Source organism: Streptomyces sp. Y309, assembly GCF_056712025.1.
In genome coordinates this window covers 6,829,993-6,849,692 of record NZ_CM160048.1, presented here as the reverse complement: position 1 = coordinate 6,849,692, position 19,700 = coordinate 6,829,993, and the positions used below count along the sequence as shown (strand labels likewise).

Sequence of the window (19,700 nt, the reverse complement as noted above, 5' to 3'; positions counted from 1 at the left end):
CTGTTCCCTGGACTCTTCCGAACAGGACACTAAGTCGACAAGTGGCGCACGTTCAACGAACACGCCGAACCTCCCGTTTTTCTTTTCACCCTATGTGATCAGGCGCGGGGCTGCCCATCCAGGGTGCTGGCCTGCGCTGATGTACGTCAACTGGCTGATGACGCAGGGGCGGTGGGGACACTCACGTCGAAGTGCCGTGCCTTCGGGACTGCTTTCATCAGCGCGGTGAGCGCCTCGGCCTTTGCGCGCCCCTTCTCACCGCTCCCCCACATGACCGTGCGCTCGTCGCGCAACTCCAGCGAGATGGAGTCGTACGTACGGACCTTGACGGTACGGGTCTGTGCGGCCACCGCGCCGGGCAGCGCGGCGACCACGCGCACGGCCTCGCGGCGCAGCCGGTCCGCGTCGAAGCGGCGGAGGCTCGCGGCGGCGCCGCCCGATGGGCTCGTCGCCATTTCCAGGAGCGGGGTGCCCTTCGGGGCCTTCTCGACCGTGGCGAAACGAACGCCCTTTGCGTCCACTTCGATGAACTTTCCGCCCTTTTTCATGAGCAGAACCGGAGTGCGCTCGGTCACTTTCAGTGCGATTCCGTGGGGCCATGAGCGCACGACATCAACCGAGTCAATTCGGGGCAATTTTCTCAGCAGCCGGTCCTCGATGGCTCCGGAGTCGACCGAAATCAGCGGTCCGCCGAGCGGGACGTCCGCGGCCTCCCGCACCTCCTGCGGCTTGAGCGCCATCGTCCCCGACGTCGTCACCTGCTCCACCCTGAGCCAGGGCGAGCCGTAGAGCACCCAGGCGCCGCCCCCGGCGAGCACGGCGAGGGCGGCCACGGCGGCGATCAGGACGCGCGGTCGGGGCAGCCGGAGGCGGCGTGAGCGGGGGCGGGGCGGGCCGGACTTGGCCCCTCGCCGTTCGGCGGTCCTCGGTCCGGCCACGGTCCCCTGCCTTCTCTCACGCGCTGCGGCGTGCCGCGATCGCCTCGTACACCATGCCGACGAGCAGGTCGTCGGCGTCCCTGCGCCCGAACTCCGAAGCGGCGCGGGACATCTCGTACAGCCGGTGCGGGTCGGCGAGCACGGGCAGGACGTTGCCCTGGACCCACTCGGGAGTGAGCTCCGCGTCGTCGACCAGCAGCCCGCCGCCCGCCTTGACCACCGGCTGGGCGTTCAGCCGCTGTTCGCCGTTGCCGATGGGCAGCGGGACGTAGGCGGCCGGGAGTCCGACGGCGGAGAGCTCGGCGACGGTCATCGCGCCCGCGCGGCAGAGCATCATGTCGGCCGCGGCGTACGCGAGGTCCATCCGGTCCACGTACGGTACCGGGATGTAGGGGGGCATCCCGGGCATGTTCTCCACGTACGGCATTTCGTTCTTCGGGCCGACGGCGTGCAGGATCTGGATGCCCGCGCGCTGCAGGACCGGGGCGACCTGCTGGACGACCTCGTTCAGGCGCCGGGCGCCCTGGGAGCCGCCGGAGACGAGCAGCGTGGGCAGGTTCGGGTCGAGGCCGAAGGCCGCGCGGGCCTCGGGGCGGACCTTGGCGCGGTCGAGCAGCGCGATGGTGCGGCGCAGCGGGATGCCGATGTAGCGCGAGCCGCGCAGCTTGCTGTCGGGCGTGGAGACCGCGACCGCGGAGGCGTACCGGGAGCCGATCTTGTTGGCAAGGCCGGGGCGCGCGTTGGCCTCGTGCACCACGATCGGCACCCCCGCGCGCTTGGCCGCGAGGTAGCCGGGCAGCGCCACATAGCCGCCGAAGCCCACCACGCAGTCGGCCTTGGTGCGCTCCAGGATCTGCTCGGCCGCCTTGATGGTGCCCCGCAGCCGGCCCGGCACCGTGATCAGCTCGGGCGTGGGCTTGCGCGGCAGGGGTACGGCGGGGATCAGGGCGAGTTCATAGCCCCGCTCGGGTACGAGTCGGGTCTCGAGGCCGCGCTCCGTGCCCAGGGCCGTGATCCCCACGGTCGGGTCCTGCCTGCGCAGGGCGTCCGCGAGGGCAAGCGCGGGCTCGATGTGGCCGGCGGTCCCCCCACCGGCGAGTACGACATGCACCGAAATTCACCGCTCTCCGGACGAACGCGCCTTGACGCGCCGTCGCATCGTGTTCCATCTCACCCGAGGTTGCCGCATGGCCAGGGCCGCCTTCGCCGCGGGGTCCTCACGCGCGAAGGCGATGAGGAGCCCGATGGCGAACATGGTCGGCAGCAGGGCCGAGCCCCCGTAGGAGAACAGCGGGAGCGGGACACCGGCGATCGGCAGCAGACCGAGCACCGCACCTACGTTGATCACGGCCTGGGCCGTGATCCAGGTGGTCACGCCTCCCGCGGCGTACCTCACGAAGGGGTCCTCCGTGCGTCCGGCCACGCGGATACCCGCATAGCCTAGAGCCGCGAACAGGGCGAGCACCGACAGTGTCCCCGCCAGACCGAGTTCCTCCCCGGTGATGGCGAAGATGAAGTCGGTGTGCGGTTCGGGCAGTTGACCCCATTTTTCCACACTGGCGCCGAGACCGGAACCGAAGAATCCGCCGGAGGCCAGGGCATAGATGCCGTGCACGGCCTGCCAGCACTGATCGCTGGGGCCCGGCTCGGTCTCGCCCAGGCAGGCGAGCCTGGCCATGCGATTGGGGCTCGTTTTGATGAGAATCACACCGAGTACGGCCGCGATGCTCAGGACGCCCGCGAACAGCCGCGTCGGCGCGCCCGCGAGCCACAGCAGACCGAAGAGGATCGCGGTGAGGATGATCGCCGTGCCCATGTCGCCGCCCAGCATGATCAGGCCGAGCAGCATGAAGGTGACGGGAACGAGCGGCACCAGCATGTGTTTCCACTGCGTGAGCAGGCGCTTGTCCTGTTTGCGCGCCAGCAGGTCGGCGCCCCACAGCACCAGCGCGAGCTTGCCGAACTCACTGGGCTGGAGCTGGAAAGGGCCCCCCAAATAGATCCAGTTCTGATTGCCGTTGACGCTGCGCCCTATCCCGGGAATCTGCACGAGCACCATCAGGAACACGGAGGCCGCGAGAATCGGATAGGACAGCGCCCGGTGCAGCTTGACCGGCATCCGCATGGCGATGAGCAGCAGCCCCGTGCCCAGGACCGCGGCGACGAACTGCTTGCGGAAGAAATAGGAGGCGGGCAGGTTGAGCTGCAGCGCCTGGATCATCGACGCCGAATAGACCATCACCAGGCCGAGCGCGGTGATCAGCAGGCTGCTGCCGAGGATCAGGTAGTACGCGGTCAGCGGCCGGTCCCAGGCCTTGCGGGCCCGGTCGTAGAGCCGCCGCAGCGAGTTCTCGCGCACCACCGGGGTGGCCCGCGGCCGCGGTGGCCGCTTCGGGGTGCGCGGGGTGCGCACGGGCGCCCGCCCGGCCATCAGTGCCGCCCCGCGCCGGCGCACACGCATCCCGTACCGGCGCCCGGCCGTCCACGAAACCCCCGCCACGACGGCGTTCCCACGGCTGCCACGTGCCCTCCTTCGGGTGCCGGGCGCCCCCGGACCACGCAGGGCCCGCCGTCAGGCGCTCGCGCCGAGTTCGCGGACGGCTGCCGCGAACGCGTCACCACGCTTGTTGTAGTTGGTGAACATGTCCATCGACGCACAGGCCGGAGCCATCAGGACGGTGTCCCCCGGCCGCGCGAGCCGCGCCGCCTGCCGTACCGCCTCGGACATCGCCCCAGTGTCCGTCCGGTCGAGGTCCACGACCGGTACTTCGGGCGCGTGTCGCGCGAGCGCTTCGCGGATCAGCGCGCGGTCGGCGCCGATCAGGACGACGCCCCGCAGCCGCTTCGCCGCGCCCGCGACCAGCTCGTCGAAGGTGGCGCCCTTGGCGAGGCCGCCGGCGATCCAGACGATTCCCTCGTACGCCGCCAACGACGCCTGCGCGGCGTGGGTGTTGGTGGCCTTGGAGTCGTCGATGTACGCGACGCCGTCGACGTCGGCCACGTGCTCGATGCGGTGGGCGTCCGGGCGGAAGGCCCGCAGGCCCGCGCGCACCGCCGCGGCCGGTACGCCGAAGGCGCGCGCGAGGGCCGCCGCGGCCAGGGCGTTGGCGACGTTGTGCGGGGCGGGCGGCGAGACGTCCGCGACCTCGGCGAGCTCCTGGGCCTGCTGCTGGCGGTCCGGCACGAAGGCACGGTCGACCAGGATGCCGTCCACGACGCCGAGTTGGGAGGGGGCGGGCGCGTTCAGCGTGAAACCGATGGCGCGGCAGCCCTCTTCGACGTCGGCCTCGCGGACCAGGTCCTCGGTGGCCTTGTCGGCGGCGTTGTACACGCAGGCGACCCGATTGCCCTCGTAGATCCGGCCCTTGTCGGCGACGTACGCCTCCATGGAGCCGTGCCAGTCGAGGTGGTCGGGGGCCAGATTCAGGACGACCGCCGAGTGGGCGCGCACGGAGGGCGCCCAGTGCAGCTGGTAGCTGGAGAGCTCGACCGCGAGGACGTCGTACTCCTGCTCGCCCGTGACGACGTCGAGGAGCGAGACGCCGATGTTGCCGACGGCGGCGGTGCGCAGGCCCGCGGCCTCCAGCATGGCGGCGAGCATCCGGACGGTCGTGGTCTTGCCGTTGGTGCCGGTGACCGCGAGCCACGGGGCGGCATCGGGGCCGCGCAGGCGCCAGGCCAGCTCGACGTCGCCCCACACCTCGACGCCGGCCGCGGCGGCCGCGGCGAAGAGCGGCTTGTCGGGCTTCCAGCCGGGCGTGGTGACGACGAGGTCGGTGCCCTCGGGCAGGGTCGCGCCGTCGCCGAGGCGGACGGCGATACCTTCCGCCTCCAGCTCGGCGGCCTGCGTACGGGAACGCTCGTCGTCGCCGTCGTTGACGACCGTGACGGCCGCGCCGAGGCCGTTCAGGACCCGGGCCGCCGGGATGCCGGAGACGCCGAGGCCCGCGACGGTGACGTGCTTGCCCTGCCAGTCGGTGGTCACTTGGTGGCCGCCCACCCTGCGTAGAAGAGTCCGAGTCCGACGATCACGCACATGCCCTGGATGATCCAGAAGCGGACCACGACAAGGACTTCGGACCACCCCTTGAGTTCGAAGTGGTGCTGGAGTGGCGCCATCCGGAAGACGCGTTTGCCGGTGAGGCGGAAGGAGCCGACCTGGATGACCACGGACATGGTGATCAGGACGAAGAGGCCGCCGAGGAGCGCGAGCAGCAGCTCCGTGCGGGAGCAGATCGCGAGACCGGCGAGCGCACCACCGAGGGCCAGCGAGCCGGTGTCGCCCATGAAGATCTTCGCGGGCGAGGTGTTCCACCACAGGAAGCCGAAGCAGGCGCCCATCAGCGCGGAGGCCACGACCGCGAGGTCGAGCGGGTCCCTGACCTCGAAGCACGCCTCCGGGTTGGTGAGCGTGTTCGCGTTGGCGCAGGACTCCTGGTACTGCCAGACGCCGATGAAGGTGTAGGCGCCGAAGACCATCACGGAGGCGCCGGTGGCGAGGCCGTCGAGGCCGTCGGTGAGGTTCACGCCGTTCGACATCGCGAGGATCATGAACAGCGCCCAGACCACGAACAGGACCGGGCCGATCGACCAGCCGAAGTCCGTGACGAACGACAGCTTGGTGGAGGCCGGGGTCTGGTTGCGGTTGTCCGGCCAGTTCAGCGCGAGCACGGCGAAGCCGATGCCGACGATCAGCTGTCCTGCCATCTTCGCCTTGGCGCGCAGACCCAGCGAGCGCTGCTTGACGATCTTGATGTAGTCGTCGAGGAAGCCGACCAGGCCCATGCCCGCCATCAGGAAGAGCACCAGCAGGCCGGAGAGCGTGAACTCCCCGCCGGTGATGAACTTCGTGAGGAAGTACGCGATGAGCGTGGCCAGGATGAAGGCGATGCCGCCCATGGTCGGCGTACCGCGCTTGCTGTGGTGCTCGCGCGGGCCGTCGTCCCGGATGAACTGGCCGTAGCCCTTGCGGGCCAGGAGCTTGATCAGCAGGGGCGTACCGACCAGGGTCAGGAAGAGCCCGATCACACCCGCGAAGAGGATCTGCCTCATCGGCCGGCGACCTGCCCCTCCGAAGACGCGGCGGAGTCGTCGAGCAGCGCCAGGGCGACCCGTTCGAGACCGACCGATCTGGACGCCTTCACCAGCACGACGTCTCCTGGGCGCAGCTCGCTGCGCAGCAGGTCGATCGCCGCCTGTGCGTCGGACACGTGCACCGACTCCTCACCCCACGAACCCTCGTTGTATGCGCCCAGTTGGAGCCAGGACGCTTCCCTGCCCCCGACTGCCACGAGCTTGTTCACGTTCAGCCGGACGGCAAGGCGCCCGACCGCGTCGTGCTCGGCGAGCCCGTCGTCACCGAGCTCGGCCATGTGACCGAGCACCGCCCACGTGCGCCCTCCCTCGGCCTGTGCGGCTCGGCCCATGGCCGCGAGCGCGCGCAGGGCCGCTCGCATGGACTCGGGGTTCGCGTTGTAGGCGTCGTTGACGACCGTCACGCCGTCCGGGCGCTCGGTGACCTCCATCCGCCAGCGGGACAGCGTGCCCGCCTCGGAGAGCGCGAGGGCGATCTCGTCCACGGACATGCCCAGCTCATGGGCGACGGCGGCCGCGGCGAGCGCGTTCGACACGTGGTGCTCACCGTACAGGCGCAGCCGCACGTCGCTGCACCCGGTGGGTGTGGTGAGCGTGAAGGCGGGCTGTCCGTTCTCGGTGAGCCGGACATTCTCGGCGCGTACGTCGGCGTCCTCGGCCTCTCCGAAGAGCAGCACCCGGGCCTTCGTACGAGAGGCCATCGCGCGTACGAGGGGGTCGTCGGCGTTGAGGATCGCGGCGCCGTCGGCGGGCAGCGCCTCGACGAGCTCACCCTTTGCTTGCGCGATCTGCTCGCGGCCGCCGAACTCGCCGATGTGGGCGGTGCCGACGTTCAGGACGAGGCCGATCCGCGGCGGCGTCAGCTCGGTGAGGTAGCGGATGTGGCCGATGCCGCGGGCGCCCATCTCCAGGACGAGGAACTTCGTCTCGTCGGTGGCGCTCAGCGCGGTCAGCGGCAGGCCGATCTCGTTGTTGAGCGATCCGGGCGTCCACACGGTGGGTGCCTTGCGGCCGATGACCTGGGCGACGAGGTCCTTGGTGCTGGTCTTGCCGGCGGAGCCGGTGAGGGCGACGAGGGTCGCGCCGAGCCGGGCGACGACGTGCCGGGCGAGGGCGCCGAGCGCCGTCTGCACGTCGTCGACGACGATCGCGGGCACCCCGCACGGCCGCGAGGCGAGCACGGCAACGGCGCCCGCCCCGACGACCTGGGCGGCGTAGTCGTGCCCGTCGACGCGCTCGCCCACGAAGGCGGCGAACAGGCCGCCGGGCCGCACCTCACGGGAGTCCCGGACGACCGGCGCGGTCACCCGGACCTGCGGATCCGGTATGTCGTACGTCTGCCCGCCGACAACGGTGGCGATCTCGGCGAGGGAGAGGGCGATCACAACTTCATCCCTGGGTTTGCTCGATAGCTTCGCGAAGCACTTGGCGGTCGTCGAAGGGACGGACCACACCGGCGATGTCCTGGCCCTGCTCATGGCCCTTGCCCGCGACGAGAACGGTGTCGCCGGGTTCGGCGCGGGCGACGGCCGCGCGGATGGCGGCGGCCCGGTCCTCGAACACGGCGACGTCGCCGCGCTCGTGGGCGGGCACCTCGGCGGCGCCCGCGAGCATCGTCGCGAGGATGGCGAGGGGGTCCTCGCCGCGGGGGTTGTCGGAAGTCAGTACGGCGCTGTCGGCGAGCCGGGCCGCGGCGGCGCCCATCGGCTTCCGCTTGGTCTGGTCGCGGTCGCCGCCGCAGCCGAGCACGATCGTCAGCCGGCCCTCGGTGACCTTGCGCAGTGCGCGCAGGACCGATTCGACGGCGTCCGTCTTGTGGGCGTAGTCCACCACCGCGAGGTAGGGCTGCCCTGCGTCGACGCGCTCCAGGCGGCCGGGGACGCCCGGCACCGCCGCGATGCCGTCGGCGGCCTGCTGCGGGTCGATCCCGGCGACGGCGAGGGTCACGATCGCGGCGAGGGTGTTGGCGACGTTGAAGGGACCGGCGAGCGGCGACGTGGCGGCGATCCGCTCGCCCTTGGGGCCGACGGCGGTGAACGTCGAGTCCATCGGCCCGACTTCGACGTCCTCGGCGCGCCAGTCGGCGTCCGGGTGGCCCTCGGCGGAGAAGGTGGTGACGGCGATCTCGGACTCGGTGACGAGCCGGCGGCCGTACTCGTCGTCGAAGTTGACCACGCCGAGCCGGGCGCGCCGCTTGGTGAAGAGCTGCGCCTTGGCCCGGAAGTAGTCCTCCATGTCGGAGTGGAACTCCATGTGCTCCGGGCTGAGGTTGTTGAAGACGGCGACGTCGAAGACGCAGCCGTCGACCCGGCCGAGCACGAGGGCGTGGCTGGAGACCTCCATCGCGACCGCCTCGACGCCGCGCTCGCGCATCACCGCGAACAGCGCCTGCAGGTCGGTGGCTTCGGGCGTCGTGCGCTCCGACTTGATGCGCTCCTCGCCGATGCGCATCTCGACGGTGCCGATGAGTCCGGTGCTGCGGACGGCCTTGAGGCCGCCCTCGATCAGGTACGCCGTGGTGGTCTTGCCGGACGTGCCGGTGATGCCGATCTGCAGCAGGTCGCGGCCCGGGTGGCCGTACACCGTCGCGGCCAGCTCGCCCATGCTCGCGCGCGGGTCGGCGACGACGAGCACCGGCAGCCCCGTGGCGGCGGCGCGGTCGGCGCCCGTCGGGTCGGTGAGGATCGCGGTGGCACCGAGGTCGGCGGCCTGGGCGACGAAGTCGGCGCCGTGCATGCGGGCGCCGGGCAGCGCGGCGTAGATGTCGCCGGGGCGCACCGCGCGCGAGTCGTGGGTGATCCCGGTGATGGCGGCGTCCGTGCCCGGGGCCGCGGCCCCCAGCTGATCGGCGAGCTCCACGAGGGGGGTGGCGGAGACCTGGGTCGGCCTCGGCGGTCCCGGGTAGATCACGGGAGCGTCCTTCTGGGTGGTGTGGGACTGATCAGCGTGTGGCACGGCGGTGAGCGTACCGGGCGCGACCCGTCCGGAGCGAAGCGGGCGGTGTGGCGGGGGGCGGTTCCCCGGGTGGGGCGTGATGGTCGTCACGGGCTGTTCCTGTTCGGATCTCCGCTGCGGGCCGGACCTATCTGCCGTTCGGCGGGCGGCCGGGGGTGTCCGGCCTGCCGGGGTCGAACGTCACCGGCAGCCGTGCCGGGGCCTTGCCGGTGGGCGGTGCCTGGAGCGTCTTGAGGGCGAACTGCATGACCTTCTTGTAGATGGGCCCGCAGATCTGGCCGCCGAAGTAGCTGCCCTTCGTGGCGTTCTGGATGGCGCAGTAGACGGTGACGCGCGGCTTGTCGGCGGGGGCGAAGCCGGCGAAGGACGAGGTGTAGCCGTGGTAGCGGCCGGTCTTCGGGTCGACGCGGTTGGCCGTGCCGGTCTTGCCTGCGACGCGGTAGCCGGGGATGCGGGCCTTGGTTCCGGTGCCTTCCTCGTCGTCGACGACGGACTCCAGCATCTGCGCGACGGTCCGCGCGGTCTTGGTGCTGACGACGCGGGTCTTCTTCGGCGCGGGCGCGGGCGTGAAGCGGCCGTCGGGCCCCTTGGTGCCGCGCACCAGGGTCGGCTCGACGCGTACGCCGCCGTTGGCGATGGTCGAGTACACGGACGCCGCCTGCATCGCGTTGATGGACACGCCCTGGCCGAAGGGGATCGTGAACTGCTGGGAGGTCGACCACTTCTCGGGCGGCGCGAGGATGCCGGAGGTCTCGCCGGGGAAGCCGAGCCCGGTCTCCTTGCCGATGCCGAACTTCCGCAGGTACGAGTGGAGGACCTTGTTGGCCTGCTTCTGCGTCTTGCCGAGTTCGCCGGTGGCCAGGATGGTGCCGATGTTGCTGGACTTGGCGAGCACGCCGTTGAGCGTCAGATACCAGGTCGGGTGGTCGATGTCGTCCTGGAAGAGGCGGTCGCCGCGGTGCAGTCGGTTGGGCACGGTCACGCGGGTGCCGGGGGTGGCCGCGTTCTCCTCCAGGACGGCGGCCATCGACATGACCTTGGCGGTGGAGCCGGGCTCGAAGGCGTCCTGGAGCGCGGCGTTGCCGAGGCTCGTGCCCTGGGCCTGCGAGAGGTCGTTGGGGTCGAAGCCGGGCGCGTTGGCCATGGCGAGGACCTCGCCGGTCCTGGTGTCCTGCACTATCACGTAGCCGCGGTCCGCCTTGGACTTCCTGACCTGCTCGGCGATGGCGTCCTGCGCGGCCCACTGGATGTCGCGGTCGATGGTCAGCTCGACGTCCGAGCCGGGCACGGCGGGCTTCTCGGACCTGCCGGCGGTGGGCACCTGCCGGCCGCCGGACTGGGCGTAGCGGATCTCGCCCTGTTTGCCCGCGAGTTCCTTGTTGAGCTGCTGCTCGATGCCGCCGCCGCCCTTGCCGTCGGCGTTGACCCAGCCCAGTATCCCGGCGCCCAGGCCGTCGTTGGGGTACACGCGCTTGCTGGTGGGCACGGCGAAGACGCCCGAGAGGACGTTGACCGCCTTGGGGTCGGCGCTCGCCTTGTCCGCGAGGGTGGCGCGCAGGTCCCTGATCTGCTTCCAGACCTGCGGCGTCTCGCGGCGGGCCAGCAGGGTGAAGCGGGTGTTGGGGGTACGGAGCTTCTCGGCGAGCTTGTCGGCGTCCGCGCCGAGGATGGGCGCGAGCAGCCCGGCGGCCTGCTCGGGCGCGTCGCCGGTCTTGGTCTCCTTCGGCGTGAAGAGCGTGGGGTCGGCGGTGATGTCGTACGCGTCCACGCTGGTGGCGAGTTCGACGCCGCCGCGGTCGGTGATGGCGCCGCGCTCGGCGGCCAGCTTGTGGCTGGAGTACCGGTTCTTCTCGGCCTTGGCGGCGTACGCGTCGGCGTCCACCGCCTGCACCTGGAACAGCCGCACCACGAAGGCCAGCATCACCAGAGTCAGGCCGAGGCTGACCATGCGCAGCCGGGGGCGTGGGCTGCCCAGGCGGATGGTCTTGGGCTTGGCGGGCTTGGCGGGCTTGGGCGGCCTGGCGGACGGGCGGGGGCCGCGGGCGGCGGGCGGGCGTGCTCCCGAATTCGGCCGCCGCCGTGCCGCGGGGCGTTCGGGGCGTGCCGGGCCGGGGACGCGGCGCCGCGGGGGTGGCGGTTGGCGGTCCGTCACTTACGTCACCTGCCGGGGGTCGAGGGGGCGGGCTTCGCGGAAGCGGCCGGGGGTGGGGGTGCGTCCGGCGCGGCGGGGGCGCCCGCCGGGCCGGTCGGGGGCGCGGGCGTCGGCGGGGCGGCGGGCGCGCTCGGGGAGCTTGCGGTGGCGGGCTGCGGCGAGGGCGTCGGCGGGGCCGGTGGGGCGGCAGGGGCCGAAGGGGCCGGCGGGACCGGCACGGGCGGGCGGGCCGCGGACTCGCGCAGGGTGGAGACGCCGGGAGCGGCGCCGGGGACGCCCCGGACGCGGCCGTCGGGGCTGAGGAAGGCGGGGTCGCCGCCGGGGACCATGCCGAGCTCGCGGGCGCGGCGCTGCAGGGCGTCCGGGGCGGCGTACTCGTCGACGTCCTTCTGGAGCTCCTGCTCCTCGTCGGTCAGCTCCTGCGTCTCCTTCTTCAGCTTGGTGAGCTGGAACGAGCCCTCGTTGAGCGAGGAGTTGAGGATCAGGAGCGTGATCAGGCCGCCGCCGAGGAGCAGGACGACCAGGAGCACGAAGGGGGTGCGTGCGGCTTGGCTCGGCCCGGCGGGCAGCAGCCGCGCGAGCCGCGCGGCCCTCCCCCGCAGCTCGGGCTTCTTGCTCATGCGGCCTCCTCGCGGACGCGGCTCATGGGGCCTCTCCGGAGAGGCCGCTCACAGGGCTTCCTCCCCGGACGCCCTTCACAGGGCTTCCTCGCGGATGCGCTGCGCACCCCGCAGCCGTGCCGGTGCGGCCCGGCGGTTCTCGGCGACCTCTTCCTCGGTGGGCAGCTCCGCGCCGCGCGTGAGCAGCTTCAGGCGCGGCTGGTAGCGCTCGGGCACGACGGGCAGGCCGGGGGGTGCGGTGGTGGCGGCGCCCGCCGCGAAGACCTGCTTGACCAGGCGGTCCTCCAGCGAGTGGTACGAGAGGACGGCGATGCGGCCGCCCACGGCGAGCGCCTTCACGGCGGCCGGAATGGCCCGCTCCAGGACGCTCAGCTCGCCGTTGACCTCGATGCGCAGGGCCTGGAAGGTGCGCTTGGCCGGGTTGCCGCCGGTGCGCTTGGCGGCCTGCGGCAGCGCGTCGCGGATCACCTCGACGAGCCGGGCGCTGTTGCTGAACGGCTCCTTCTCGCGCTCGCGCACGACGGCGGACACGATCCGCTTGGCCTGCTTCTCCTCGCCGTACGCCCGCAGGATCCGCACCAGCTCACCGGCCGGGTAGGTGTTGAGCACCTCGGCGGCGCTCATCCCCGTCGTCTGGTCCATGCGCATGTCCAGGGGCGCGTCCTGCGCGTAGGCGAAGCCGCGGTCGGCCTCGTCGAGCTGCATGGAGGAGACGCCGAGGTCGAACAGGACGCCCTGCACGCGCGGGACGCCGAGCCGCTCCAGTACGTCGGGCAGCTCGTCGTAGACCGCGTGCACCAGGGTGGCGCGGTCGCCGTAGGGGGCGAGCCGCTCGCCGGACAGGCGCAGCGCTTCCTTGTCGCGGTCGAGGGCGATGAGGCGGGCCGAGGGGAAGGCGGCGAGCAGCGCCTCGCTGTGGCCGCCGAGTCCGAGGGTGCAGTCGACGACCACCGCTCCCGGCTCCGCGAGCGCCGGGGCCAACAGGTCCAGGCACCGCTGGAGCATCACCGGGACATGTCGGGCAGAACTCAATGCACCCTCTCAGGGTCCGGCGCGGATGGCGTACGCACGGCCGGGTCCCCGCCCGCTCATGAAGGGGAATCCGGCCCGCCGGCGCCGGGGAAGGGGCGTCGGCCGACCGGGAGCGGGAGGAGGCCGAGCCGTACGTACGCGCCGCGCACGTGGGGGGACTTAAGGAAAATCTCCGGAACGGTCCAGCGGGAAGCGGACTCCTCTCCCGCTTCGCGTCACTTTAGTCCACCCTGTCTCGCGGTCAATCAACCGGCCTGCGCGGCGCGGCCCGGCCCGTCACGAACGCGCGATCCGCACGTCGTCACCTGTTCGGACGTGGTCCACCCACTCCTGTGGGTTAGCTCACAACAACGCCCAATGACGTTCTTTGTCCGCTCTCACAGCAGGCCCGCACAGTCCGTGACCATTACCGTCATAGTCATGACGACTTCCGCATCCCTTCCCACTGGTCCCGAAGACGCCATACGCACCGGCGGTGCACGTGAGAGCGGTACGGTCACCGACCGTCTCGTCGAGGCCAACGAGCGCTACGCCGCCGTATTCACCGACCCGGGCATGGACGCCCGCCCCGTGCTGCGCGTCGCCGTGGTCGCCTGCATGGACGCCCGTCTCGACCTGCACGACGCCCTCGGCCTGGAGCTGGGCGACTGCCACACGATCCGCAACGCGGGCGGCGTGGTCACCGACGACGTGATCCGCTCCCTGACCATCAGCCAGCGGGCGCTCGGCACCCGCAGCGTCGTCCTCATCCACCACACCGGCTGCGGCCTGGAGTCCCTCACCGAGGAGTTCCGGCACGACCTGGAGATGGAGGTCGGCCAGCGTCCCGCGTGGGCGGTGGAGTCGTTCCGCGACGTCGACCAGGACGTGCGCCAGTCCATGCAGCGCGTGCGGACCTCACCGTTCCTGCTGCACGCCGACGACGTGCGCGGCTTCGTCTTCGACGTGAAGACGGGACTCCTGCGGGAGATCGACCCTGCGTGACCGCCGGATGCCGGGTACCGGACAATCTCCGGTACCCAAAAGGCGGCAAGACCTGACATAACGCCGCCAGTTATCCACAGGCGAGTGACACGAACCGGTAAGCCCAACAAGAATGCGTGTGTGGCGTCGCGCTGAACCATTCACGCGTGGTGTCCGTGTTTCGGGGTGGGCCGGTCCGCACGCGAGCGTCGGCCCGGGACAAGAGGAAACCTGTGCTCCTTGCCGAGCGTGGGGAAGGGCCGAGGAGGGCCGGGTGACGACCTATGACGATCGAGCGAGCCTCACAGATCTGACCACGACCGCGGAGCGTGTCCGCAGGTCGGTCGAGGGCGTGATCGAGGGCAAGCCGGAGGTCGTACGGCTTTCGCTGACCGTGCTCCTGGCGGAGGGGCACCTGCTCATCGAGGATGTGCCGGGCGTGGGCAAGACCATGCTCGCCAAGGCGCTTGCGCGGTCCATCGACTGCTCGGTGCGGCGCATCCAGTTCACGCCGGACCTGCTGCCGTCGGACATCACCGGTGTGTCCATCTGGGACCAGCAGCGCCGTGACTTCGAGTTCAAACCGGGAGCGATCTTCGCGCAGATCGTGATCGGCGACGAGATCAACCGCGCGTCTCCGAAGACGCAGTCCGCGCTCCTGGAGTCCATGGAGGAGCGCCAGGTCACCATCGACGGGCAGACGTACGAACTGCCCAGCCCGTTCATGGTGGTGGCCACGCAGAACCCGGTCGAGATGGAGGGCACGTATCCGCTGCCCGAGGCGCAGCGCGACCGCTTCATGGCCCGCGTCTCGATCGGCTATCCGGGCCCGGAGGCCGAGCTGCAGATGCTGGACGTGCACGGCGGCGTCTCGCCGCTCGACGACCTCCAGCCGGTGGCGCACGCGCACGACATCGTGAAGCTGATCGACGCGGTCCGCACGGTCCACGTCGCTGAGGCGGTGCGCAGATACGCGGTCGACCTGGTGGCGGCCACCCGCAACCACCCGGACCTGCGTCTGGGCGCGTCCCCGCGGGCGACGCTGCACCTGCTGCGCGCCGCCAAGGCCTCCGCCGCGCTCAGCGGCCGCGAGTTCGCCCTGCCGGACGACGTGCAGGCCCTGGCCGTCGCGGTCCTCGCGCACCGCCTGCTGCCCACGGCCCAGGCACAGCTCAACCGCCGCACGGCCGAGTCGGTCGTCCTGGAGATCCTCCAGCGCACGCCCGTCCCGGCGGGCAAGCAGCCCGGCGACGGCTTCTTCGGCCAGCAGCCGCCCGGCGCCCGGAGGCTGTGATGACGGCCGGGGGGAGGCCGACGGCGGGCGGCGAGGACGACCGGGGCGGTCTGCGCACGGCGCTCGCCGGCCTCACCACCCGGGGGCGGTCCTTCTTCGCGGCGGGCATCGCCGCGGCCGTGTGCGCCTATGTGCTCGGACAGGGCGACCTGCTCCGGGTCGGCCTGCTCCTCGCGGTGCTCCCGCTGGTGTGCGCGGCCGTGCTCTACCGCACCCGCTATCGCGTCGCGGGCAGCCGCCGGCTGTCCCCCGCGCGCGTGCCGGCCGGTTCGGAGGCGCGCGTGCACCTGCGGATGGACAACGTCTCGCGGCTGCCCACGGGCCTCCTGATGCTCCAGGACCGGGTTCCGTACGTGCTGGGTCCGCGCCCCCGCTTCGTGCTCGACCGGGTCGAGGCGGGCGGCCGCCGCGAGGTGTCGTACCGCGTGCGCTCGGACCTGCGCGGCCGCTATCCGCTGGGACCGCTCCAGCTCCGCCTGACCGACCCGTTCGGCATGTGCGAGCTGACCCGTTCCTTCTCGACGTACGACACCCTGACCGTCATCCCGCGCGTGGAGGCGCTGCCGCCGGTGCGGCTGACAGGCGAGGCCAAGGGGTACGGCGACGGGCGGCACCGCTCGCTGGCGCTGGCCGGCGAGGACGACGTGATCCCGCGCGGGTATCGCTACGGCGACGACCTGCGCCGCGTCCACTGGCGCTCCACCGCGCGCTACGGCGAGCTGATGGTGCGCCGCGAGGAGCAGCCGCAGCGCTCGCGCTGCACGGTGCTCCTGGACACCAGGGACGTGGCCTACCAGGGCGCGGGCCCGGACTCGGCCTTCGAGTGGGCGGTGTCGGGCACGGCCTCCACGCTGGTGCACATGCTCGAACGGGGCTTCTCGGTACGGCTGTTGACGGACACCGGCAACTCACTGCCCGGTGAGGGCGGCGACGGCTTCGCGGGCGCGAGCCAGGAGTCCGCGGACGCCGCCGGGCTCATGATGGACACGCTCGCCGTGATCGACCACTCGGACAACGCCGGGCTCTCGCGCGCGTACGACGTGCTGCGCGGCGGAAACGAGGGCCTCCTCGTGGCCTTCCTCGGCGACCTGGACGACGAGCAGGCCCAGGTCGTCGCCAAGATGCGGCAGCGCAGCGGCGCCGCGGTCGCCTTCGTGCTGGACGGCGCGTCCTGGACGCAGGGACCGGGAGCGCCCCCGTCCGCGGCGGCGCAGCACCATCTGCGGCTGTTGAACGAGGCGGGCTGGACGGCGGTCGTGGTGCCTCCGGGGGTCGCGCTGGTCGACCTGTGGCGGCAGGCGGACCGCCTGCGCACCGGCGCGGGACCGGCGGCGGGGACGGCGACCGGGGGCTGGTCATGAGGGGGCGGGACCATGCGGGCAACGGGTGGGAAGAGGGGTTCGCGGTGAGCCCGGGGGGTGCTTCATGAGTGGGCGTACGCGGCTGGCGCTGTGTGCCGCGGCCGCCACGCTGATGGCGTCGGGCGCGCTGCTGCCGCTCGTCGACACGTCGGGCTGGCTCGTCCAGGCGGCGATCCTGCTGGCGCTGCAGAGCGGGGTGGGCGGGCTCGCGCGGCGGGTGCCGCTGGCGCGGCCGGTGACGGTGGCCGCGCAGGCCTTGGTGTCGCTGCTGCTCCTGACGCTGGTCTTCGCGCGGGAGCAGGCGCTCGCCGGGGTGCTTCCGGGGCCGGAGGTCTTCCAGCACTTCAGCATGCTGCTCGAGGCGGGCAGCGACGACGTCGGGCGGTACGCGATTCCGGCGCCGCTGACCGACGGCATCCGCCTGATGCTGGTCGGCGGCGTGCTCGTGGTGGGCCTGGCGGTGGACGCGCTGGCGGTGACGTTCCGTACGGCGGCTCCGGCCGGGCTGCCGCTGCTGGCCCTGTACTCGGTCGCGGCGGGCCTCTCCGAGGACGGCGCGGGGTGGCTGTGGTTCCTGCTGGCCGCGGCGGGCTATCTGCTGCTGCTCCTCGCGGAGGGCCGGGACCGGCTCTCGCAGTGGGGCCGGGTGTTCGGGGGCGCGGCGCGCGCCCCCGCGCGGGTCTCGGGCGGCCTGGAGACGGACGGCGGCGCCATCGCGCCGGTCCGCACGGGCCGCCGCATCGGCGCCGTCGCCCTGGGCATCGCGCTGGTCGTGCCGCTCGGTCTGCCCGCGCTCGACGGCGGGCTGCTCGACGGCTCGGGCGGGCCCGGGGGCGGCGACGGCGACGGGGGCGGCACGATCTCCGCGGTGAACCCCCTGGTCGCGCTCCAGGACAGCCTGAACCAGCCGGAGGACCGCCAGGTCATCTCGTACCGCACGAACGCGAAGAACACCCAGGACATGTACCTGCGGATCGTCTCGCTCGACCAGTTCGACGGCACCACCTGGAAGACCACCGTCCGGGACATCACGGACGTGCCGGCCCGGCTGCCGGACCCGCCGGGCCTGTCCCCCTCCGTCCGCAGGACGGAGATCCAGACGAACATCTCGGCCGACGACCGCTACGCGCAGAACTGGCTGCCGATGCCCTATCCGGCCAGCCAGGTCCGCATCGACGGCCGCTGGCGGTACGAGCCGGTGGGCCGCGCGGTCGTCGGTGACCGCGGCCAGACCACGCGCGGTGCGCAGTACAGCGTGAACAGCCTGGTGGTGGAGCCGACCGCCGAGCAGCTCGCGGCCGCGCCCGCCGCGCCGTCGGGCCTGGCCCGGGAGTTCACCAAGGTGCCGGACTCGCTGCCGTCGGTGGTGTCGTCCAAGGCGCGCGAGGTCACCGAGGGCGCGGCGAACGACTACGAACGCGCGGTGAAGCTCCAGGACTGGTTCGCCTCGGACGGCGGCTTCACGTACAACACGCAGGTCCGCGCGGGCAGCGGACCGTCGGCGATCGCCCGCTTCCTGGAGCAGAAGGAGGGCTTCTGCGTCCACTTCTCCTTCGCCATGGCGTCGATGGCCCGCACGCTCGGCATACCAGCGCGGGTCGCGGTGGGCTTCACGCCGGGCTCCGCGCAATCGAACGGCACGATGTCGGTCGGCCTGCGGGACGCCCACGCATGGCCCGAGCTGTACTTCGAAGGGGTCGGCTGGACTCGTTTCGAGCCGACACCGAACCGCGGCTCGGTGCCCGAGTACACCCGTGAGGACTCTCCGTCCGAGGACTCCGAAGAGTCGGCCGTGCCCGCGCCGTCCTCGTCGGCGGCGCCGTCGCCGACGCCCTCGCCGTCCTCGGACTGCCCGCGCGACATGCAGCAGCAGGGCGGCTGCACGAGCGCGATGCCGCAGCTCACGGGCGCTTCCGACGACGGCGGGCCGCCGATCGGCTGGATCGTCGGCGGAGCGCTGCTCGCGCTGGTGATCCTCGTCGTGCCGTCGTTGCCGATGCTCTGGCGGGCCCGGGTGCGCGCGGTGCGGCTCGGGAGCGGCGGGCGTACGGAGGCGGACGCGGCCGCGCGGACCCTGGCGGCGTGGCTGGAAGTCACCGACACCGCCTGGGACCACGGCATCGCGCCGGACGAGTCGCAGACACCGCGCAAGGCGGCCGCCCGGATCGTCCGCGTCGGGGAGCTCGGCCCGGGCCCGGCGGAGTCGGTCCACCGGGTGGCGGCGGCGGTGGAGCAGGTCCTGTACGCGCCACGGCCGCAGCCCGCGCAGGGCCTCGGGGACGATGTGCGGCGGCTGCGGGAGGGGCTGCGTGCCTCTGTCGGCCGTTCGGCGCGGCTGCGGGCGACGGTCGCACCGCGTTCGGCCGCCCGGGTGGTGTGGGCGGCGTCGGACCGCTGGTCGGCGGTGCGCACCCGCTGGTCGCGGTGGGCGGCCAAGCGCTGGGCGGCTCTGCGGAGGCCGGCCCGGCAGGAGGGCTGAGTCCGGGCCCGCACCGGGCGGGCCCGGACATGCGAGTGGGGGGTGACCGCCGGGGCGGTCACCCCCCACTCGTGTGCGTACGTGGCTCGTGTGCGTACGTGGGCGTGCGTTGGTGTCAGAGACTTTCAGGCGGCGTGGCACGGAGGACGGCCGGGCGGCCGACGAACGGCTGCCGGGCTCCCCGGACGTCGGGCGGCGTCAGGCGGCGTCGGGCGCGGCGGCCGAACGGGCTACTGGCCGCCCTGCTGCTCGTCCCTGCGGCGCTGCCAGCGCTCTTCGATGCGGTCCATCATGGAGCGCCGCTGCCGGGGCTGATGCCGGCGGCCGGGTGGTGCGCCGGTGCCCGTGGTCGCGGCGGTGCCGGGGGCCTGTTCACCCGGCTTGGGCGCTTTGCGCCAACCAGTGACGGCGAGCACGGCACACCCCAGCATGACGAGGAAACCCACTACGCTCACCCAGATCAGCTGGGCGACCATTCCGGCCATGAGAAGGGCAATGCCCACCAGGAAGCCCGCGACCGCTTGGTAGACCCGCTTCCGGGTGTACGTACGCAGCCCGCTTCCCTCAAGCGCTGTCGCGAACTTGGGATCTTCGGCGTACAGCGCTCGCTCCATCTGCTCGAGCATGCGCTGCTCGTGCTCCGAGAGCGGCACGGAGTCCTCCTCATCGTGCAGTCGCCGGGGCGACCGGGGGGTCCCCTTCAGGATAGGCAGGGAATCGCCCCCGTGAAACCCGCCCCTCTGCGCCAACTTCGCCAAACCGGACCGCCAGGTCGCTCCGGCTCGCTGAAGCCTGCATTCCCCAGCGGCCGG

The 19,700-nt window shown here is 72.2% G+C and carries 15 protein-coding genes; 4 read left to right on the top strand and 11 right to left on the bottom strand.

Going from position 1 to position 19,700, the window contains the following annotated elements; genetic code table 11:
* Positions 1–146: 146 nt before the first annotated feature.
* The 10 genes from AC0KTA_RS28365 to rsmH form a co-directional block, all read right to left on the bottom strand.
* On the bottom strand, positions 147–938 hold the full coding sequence (locus AC0KTA_RS28365) for a cell division protein FtsQ/DivIB (protein WP_481051051.1): 792 nt from the start codon (positions 936–938) through the stop codon (positions 147–149).
* Between the two features lie 16 nt (positions 939–954).
* Positions 955–2,049 carry an undecaprenyldiphospho-muramoylpentapeptide beta-N-acetylglucosaminyltransferase gene (gene murG, locus AC0KTA_RS28360; protein ID WP_481051050.1) on the bottom strand — a complete coding sequence of 365 codons (1,095 nt, stop codon included), beginning with the start codon at positions 2,047–2,049 and terminating at the stop codon, positions 955–957.
* 6 nt (positions 2,050–2,055) lie between these two features.
* A complete protein-coding gene (gene ftsW, locus AC0KTA_RS28355; RefSeq protein WP_481056589.1) occupies positions 2,056–3,399 on the bottom strand; it encodes a putative lipid II flippase FtsW in 1,344 nt (447 codons plus the stop codon).
* A 111-nt stretch (positions 3,400–3,510) separates the two neighbouring features.
* The gene (gene murD / locus AC0KTA_RS28350) at positions 3,511–4,938 is read right to left on the bottom strand and encodes a UDP-N-acetylmuramoyl-L-alanine--D-glutamate ligase (protein WP_481051049.1); all 1,428 of its coding nucleotides are present in this window, start codon (positions 4,936–4,938) and stop codon (positions 3,511–3,513) included.
* Positions 4,920–5,990 (bottom strand): phospho-N-acetylmuramoyl-pentapeptide-transferase, encoded by a 1,071-nt coding sequence (gene mraY / locus AC0KTA_RS28345; RefSeq protein WP_016643657.1) that lies wholly within the window; start codon positions 5,988–5,990, stop codon positions 4,920–4,922. Before mraY ends, murD begins: the two co-directional genes overlap by 19 nt.
* A complete protein-coding gene (locus tag AC0KTA_RS28340) occupies positions 5,987–7,417 on the bottom strand; it encodes a UDP-N-acetylmuramoyl-tripeptide--D-alanyl-D-alanine ligase (RefSeq protein ID WP_481051048.1) in 1,431 nt (476 codons plus the stop codon). The genes mraY and AC0KTA_RS28340 overlap by 4 nt, the downstream gene beginning before the upstream one ends.
* 4 nt (positions 7,418–7,421) lie before the next feature.
* Positions 7,422–9,077, bottom strand: coding sequence for a UDP-N-acetylmuramoyl-L-alanyl-D-glutamate--2,6-diaminopimelate ligase (locus AC0KTA_RS28335; RefSeq protein ID WP_481051047.1), 1,656 nt, complete (start codon positions 9,075–9,077; stop codon positions 7,422–7,424).
* Between the two features lie 37 nt (positions 9,078–9,114).
* Positions 9,115–11,139 carry a peptidoglycan D,D-transpeptidase FtsI family protein gene (locus tag AC0KTA_RS28330; protein WP_481051046.1) on the bottom strand — a complete coding sequence of 675 codons (2,025 nt, stop codon included), beginning with the start codon at positions 11,137–11,139 and terminating at the stop codon, positions 9,115–9,117.
* A gap of 5 nt (positions 11,140–11,144) precedes the next feature.
* Complete coding sequence (ftsL, locus tag AC0KTA_RS28325) at positions 11,145–11,759, bottom strand: cell division protein FtsL (RefSeq protein ID WP_481051045.1); 615 nt, start codon at positions 11,757–11,759, stop codon at positions 11,145–11,147.
* Positions 11,760–11,834: 75 nt separating this feature from the next.
* Positions 11,835–12,791: a 16S rRNA (cytosine(1402)-N(4))-methyltransferase RsmH gene (rsmH, locus tag AC0KTA_RS28320; RefSeq protein WP_481051044.1), complete on the bottom strand. Its 957-nt coding sequence runs from the start codon at positions 12,789–12,791 to the stop codon at positions 11,835–11,837.
* A 420-nt stretch (positions 12,792–13,211) separates the two neighbouring features.
* Between rsmH and AC0KTA_RS28315 the strand changes: the two genes are divergently transcribed.
* The 4 genes from AC0KTA_RS28315 (at position 13,212) to AC0KTA_RS28300 (ending at position 18,888) form a co-directional block, all read left to right on the top strand.
* Positions 13,212–13,775 carry a beta-class carbonic anhydrase gene (locus tag AC0KTA_RS28315; protein ID WP_481051043.1) on the top strand — a complete coding sequence of 188 codons (564 nt, stop codon included), beginning with the start codon at positions 13,212–13,214 and terminating at the stop codon, positions 13,773–13,775.
* 253 nt (positions 13,776–14,028) lie between these two features.
* Complete coding sequence (locus AC0KTA_RS28310) at positions 14,029–15,048, top strand: AAA family ATPase (RefSeq protein ID WP_481051042.1); 1,020 nt, start codon at positions 14,029–14,031, stop codon at positions 15,046–15,048.
* Positions 15,048–16,409, top strand: a complete 1,362-nt coding sequence (locus AC0KTA_RS28305; protein WP_481051041.1) for a DUF58 domain-containing protein — start codon at positions 15,048–15,050, stop codon at positions 16,407–16,409. Before AC0KTA_RS28310 ends, AC0KTA_RS28305 begins: the two co-directional genes overlap by 1 nt.
* A 64-nt stretch (positions 16,410–16,473) precedes the next feature.
* A complete protein-coding gene (locus AC0KTA_RS28300) occupies positions 16,474–18,888 on the top strand; it encodes a transglutaminase TgpA family protein (protein ID WP_481051040.1) in 2,415 nt (804 codons plus the stop codon).
* A gap of 230 nt (positions 18,889–19,118) precedes the next feature.
* On the opposite strand, the gene AC0KTA_RS28295 is transcribed toward AC0KTA_RS28300, so the two are convergent.
* Positions 19,119–19,541: a DUF3040 domain-containing protein gene (locus AC0KTA_RS28295; protein ID WP_481051039.1), complete on the bottom strand. Its 423-nt coding sequence runs from the start codon at positions 19,539–19,541 to the stop codon at positions 19,119–19,121.
* Positions 19,542–19,700: the final 159 nt, after the last annotated feature.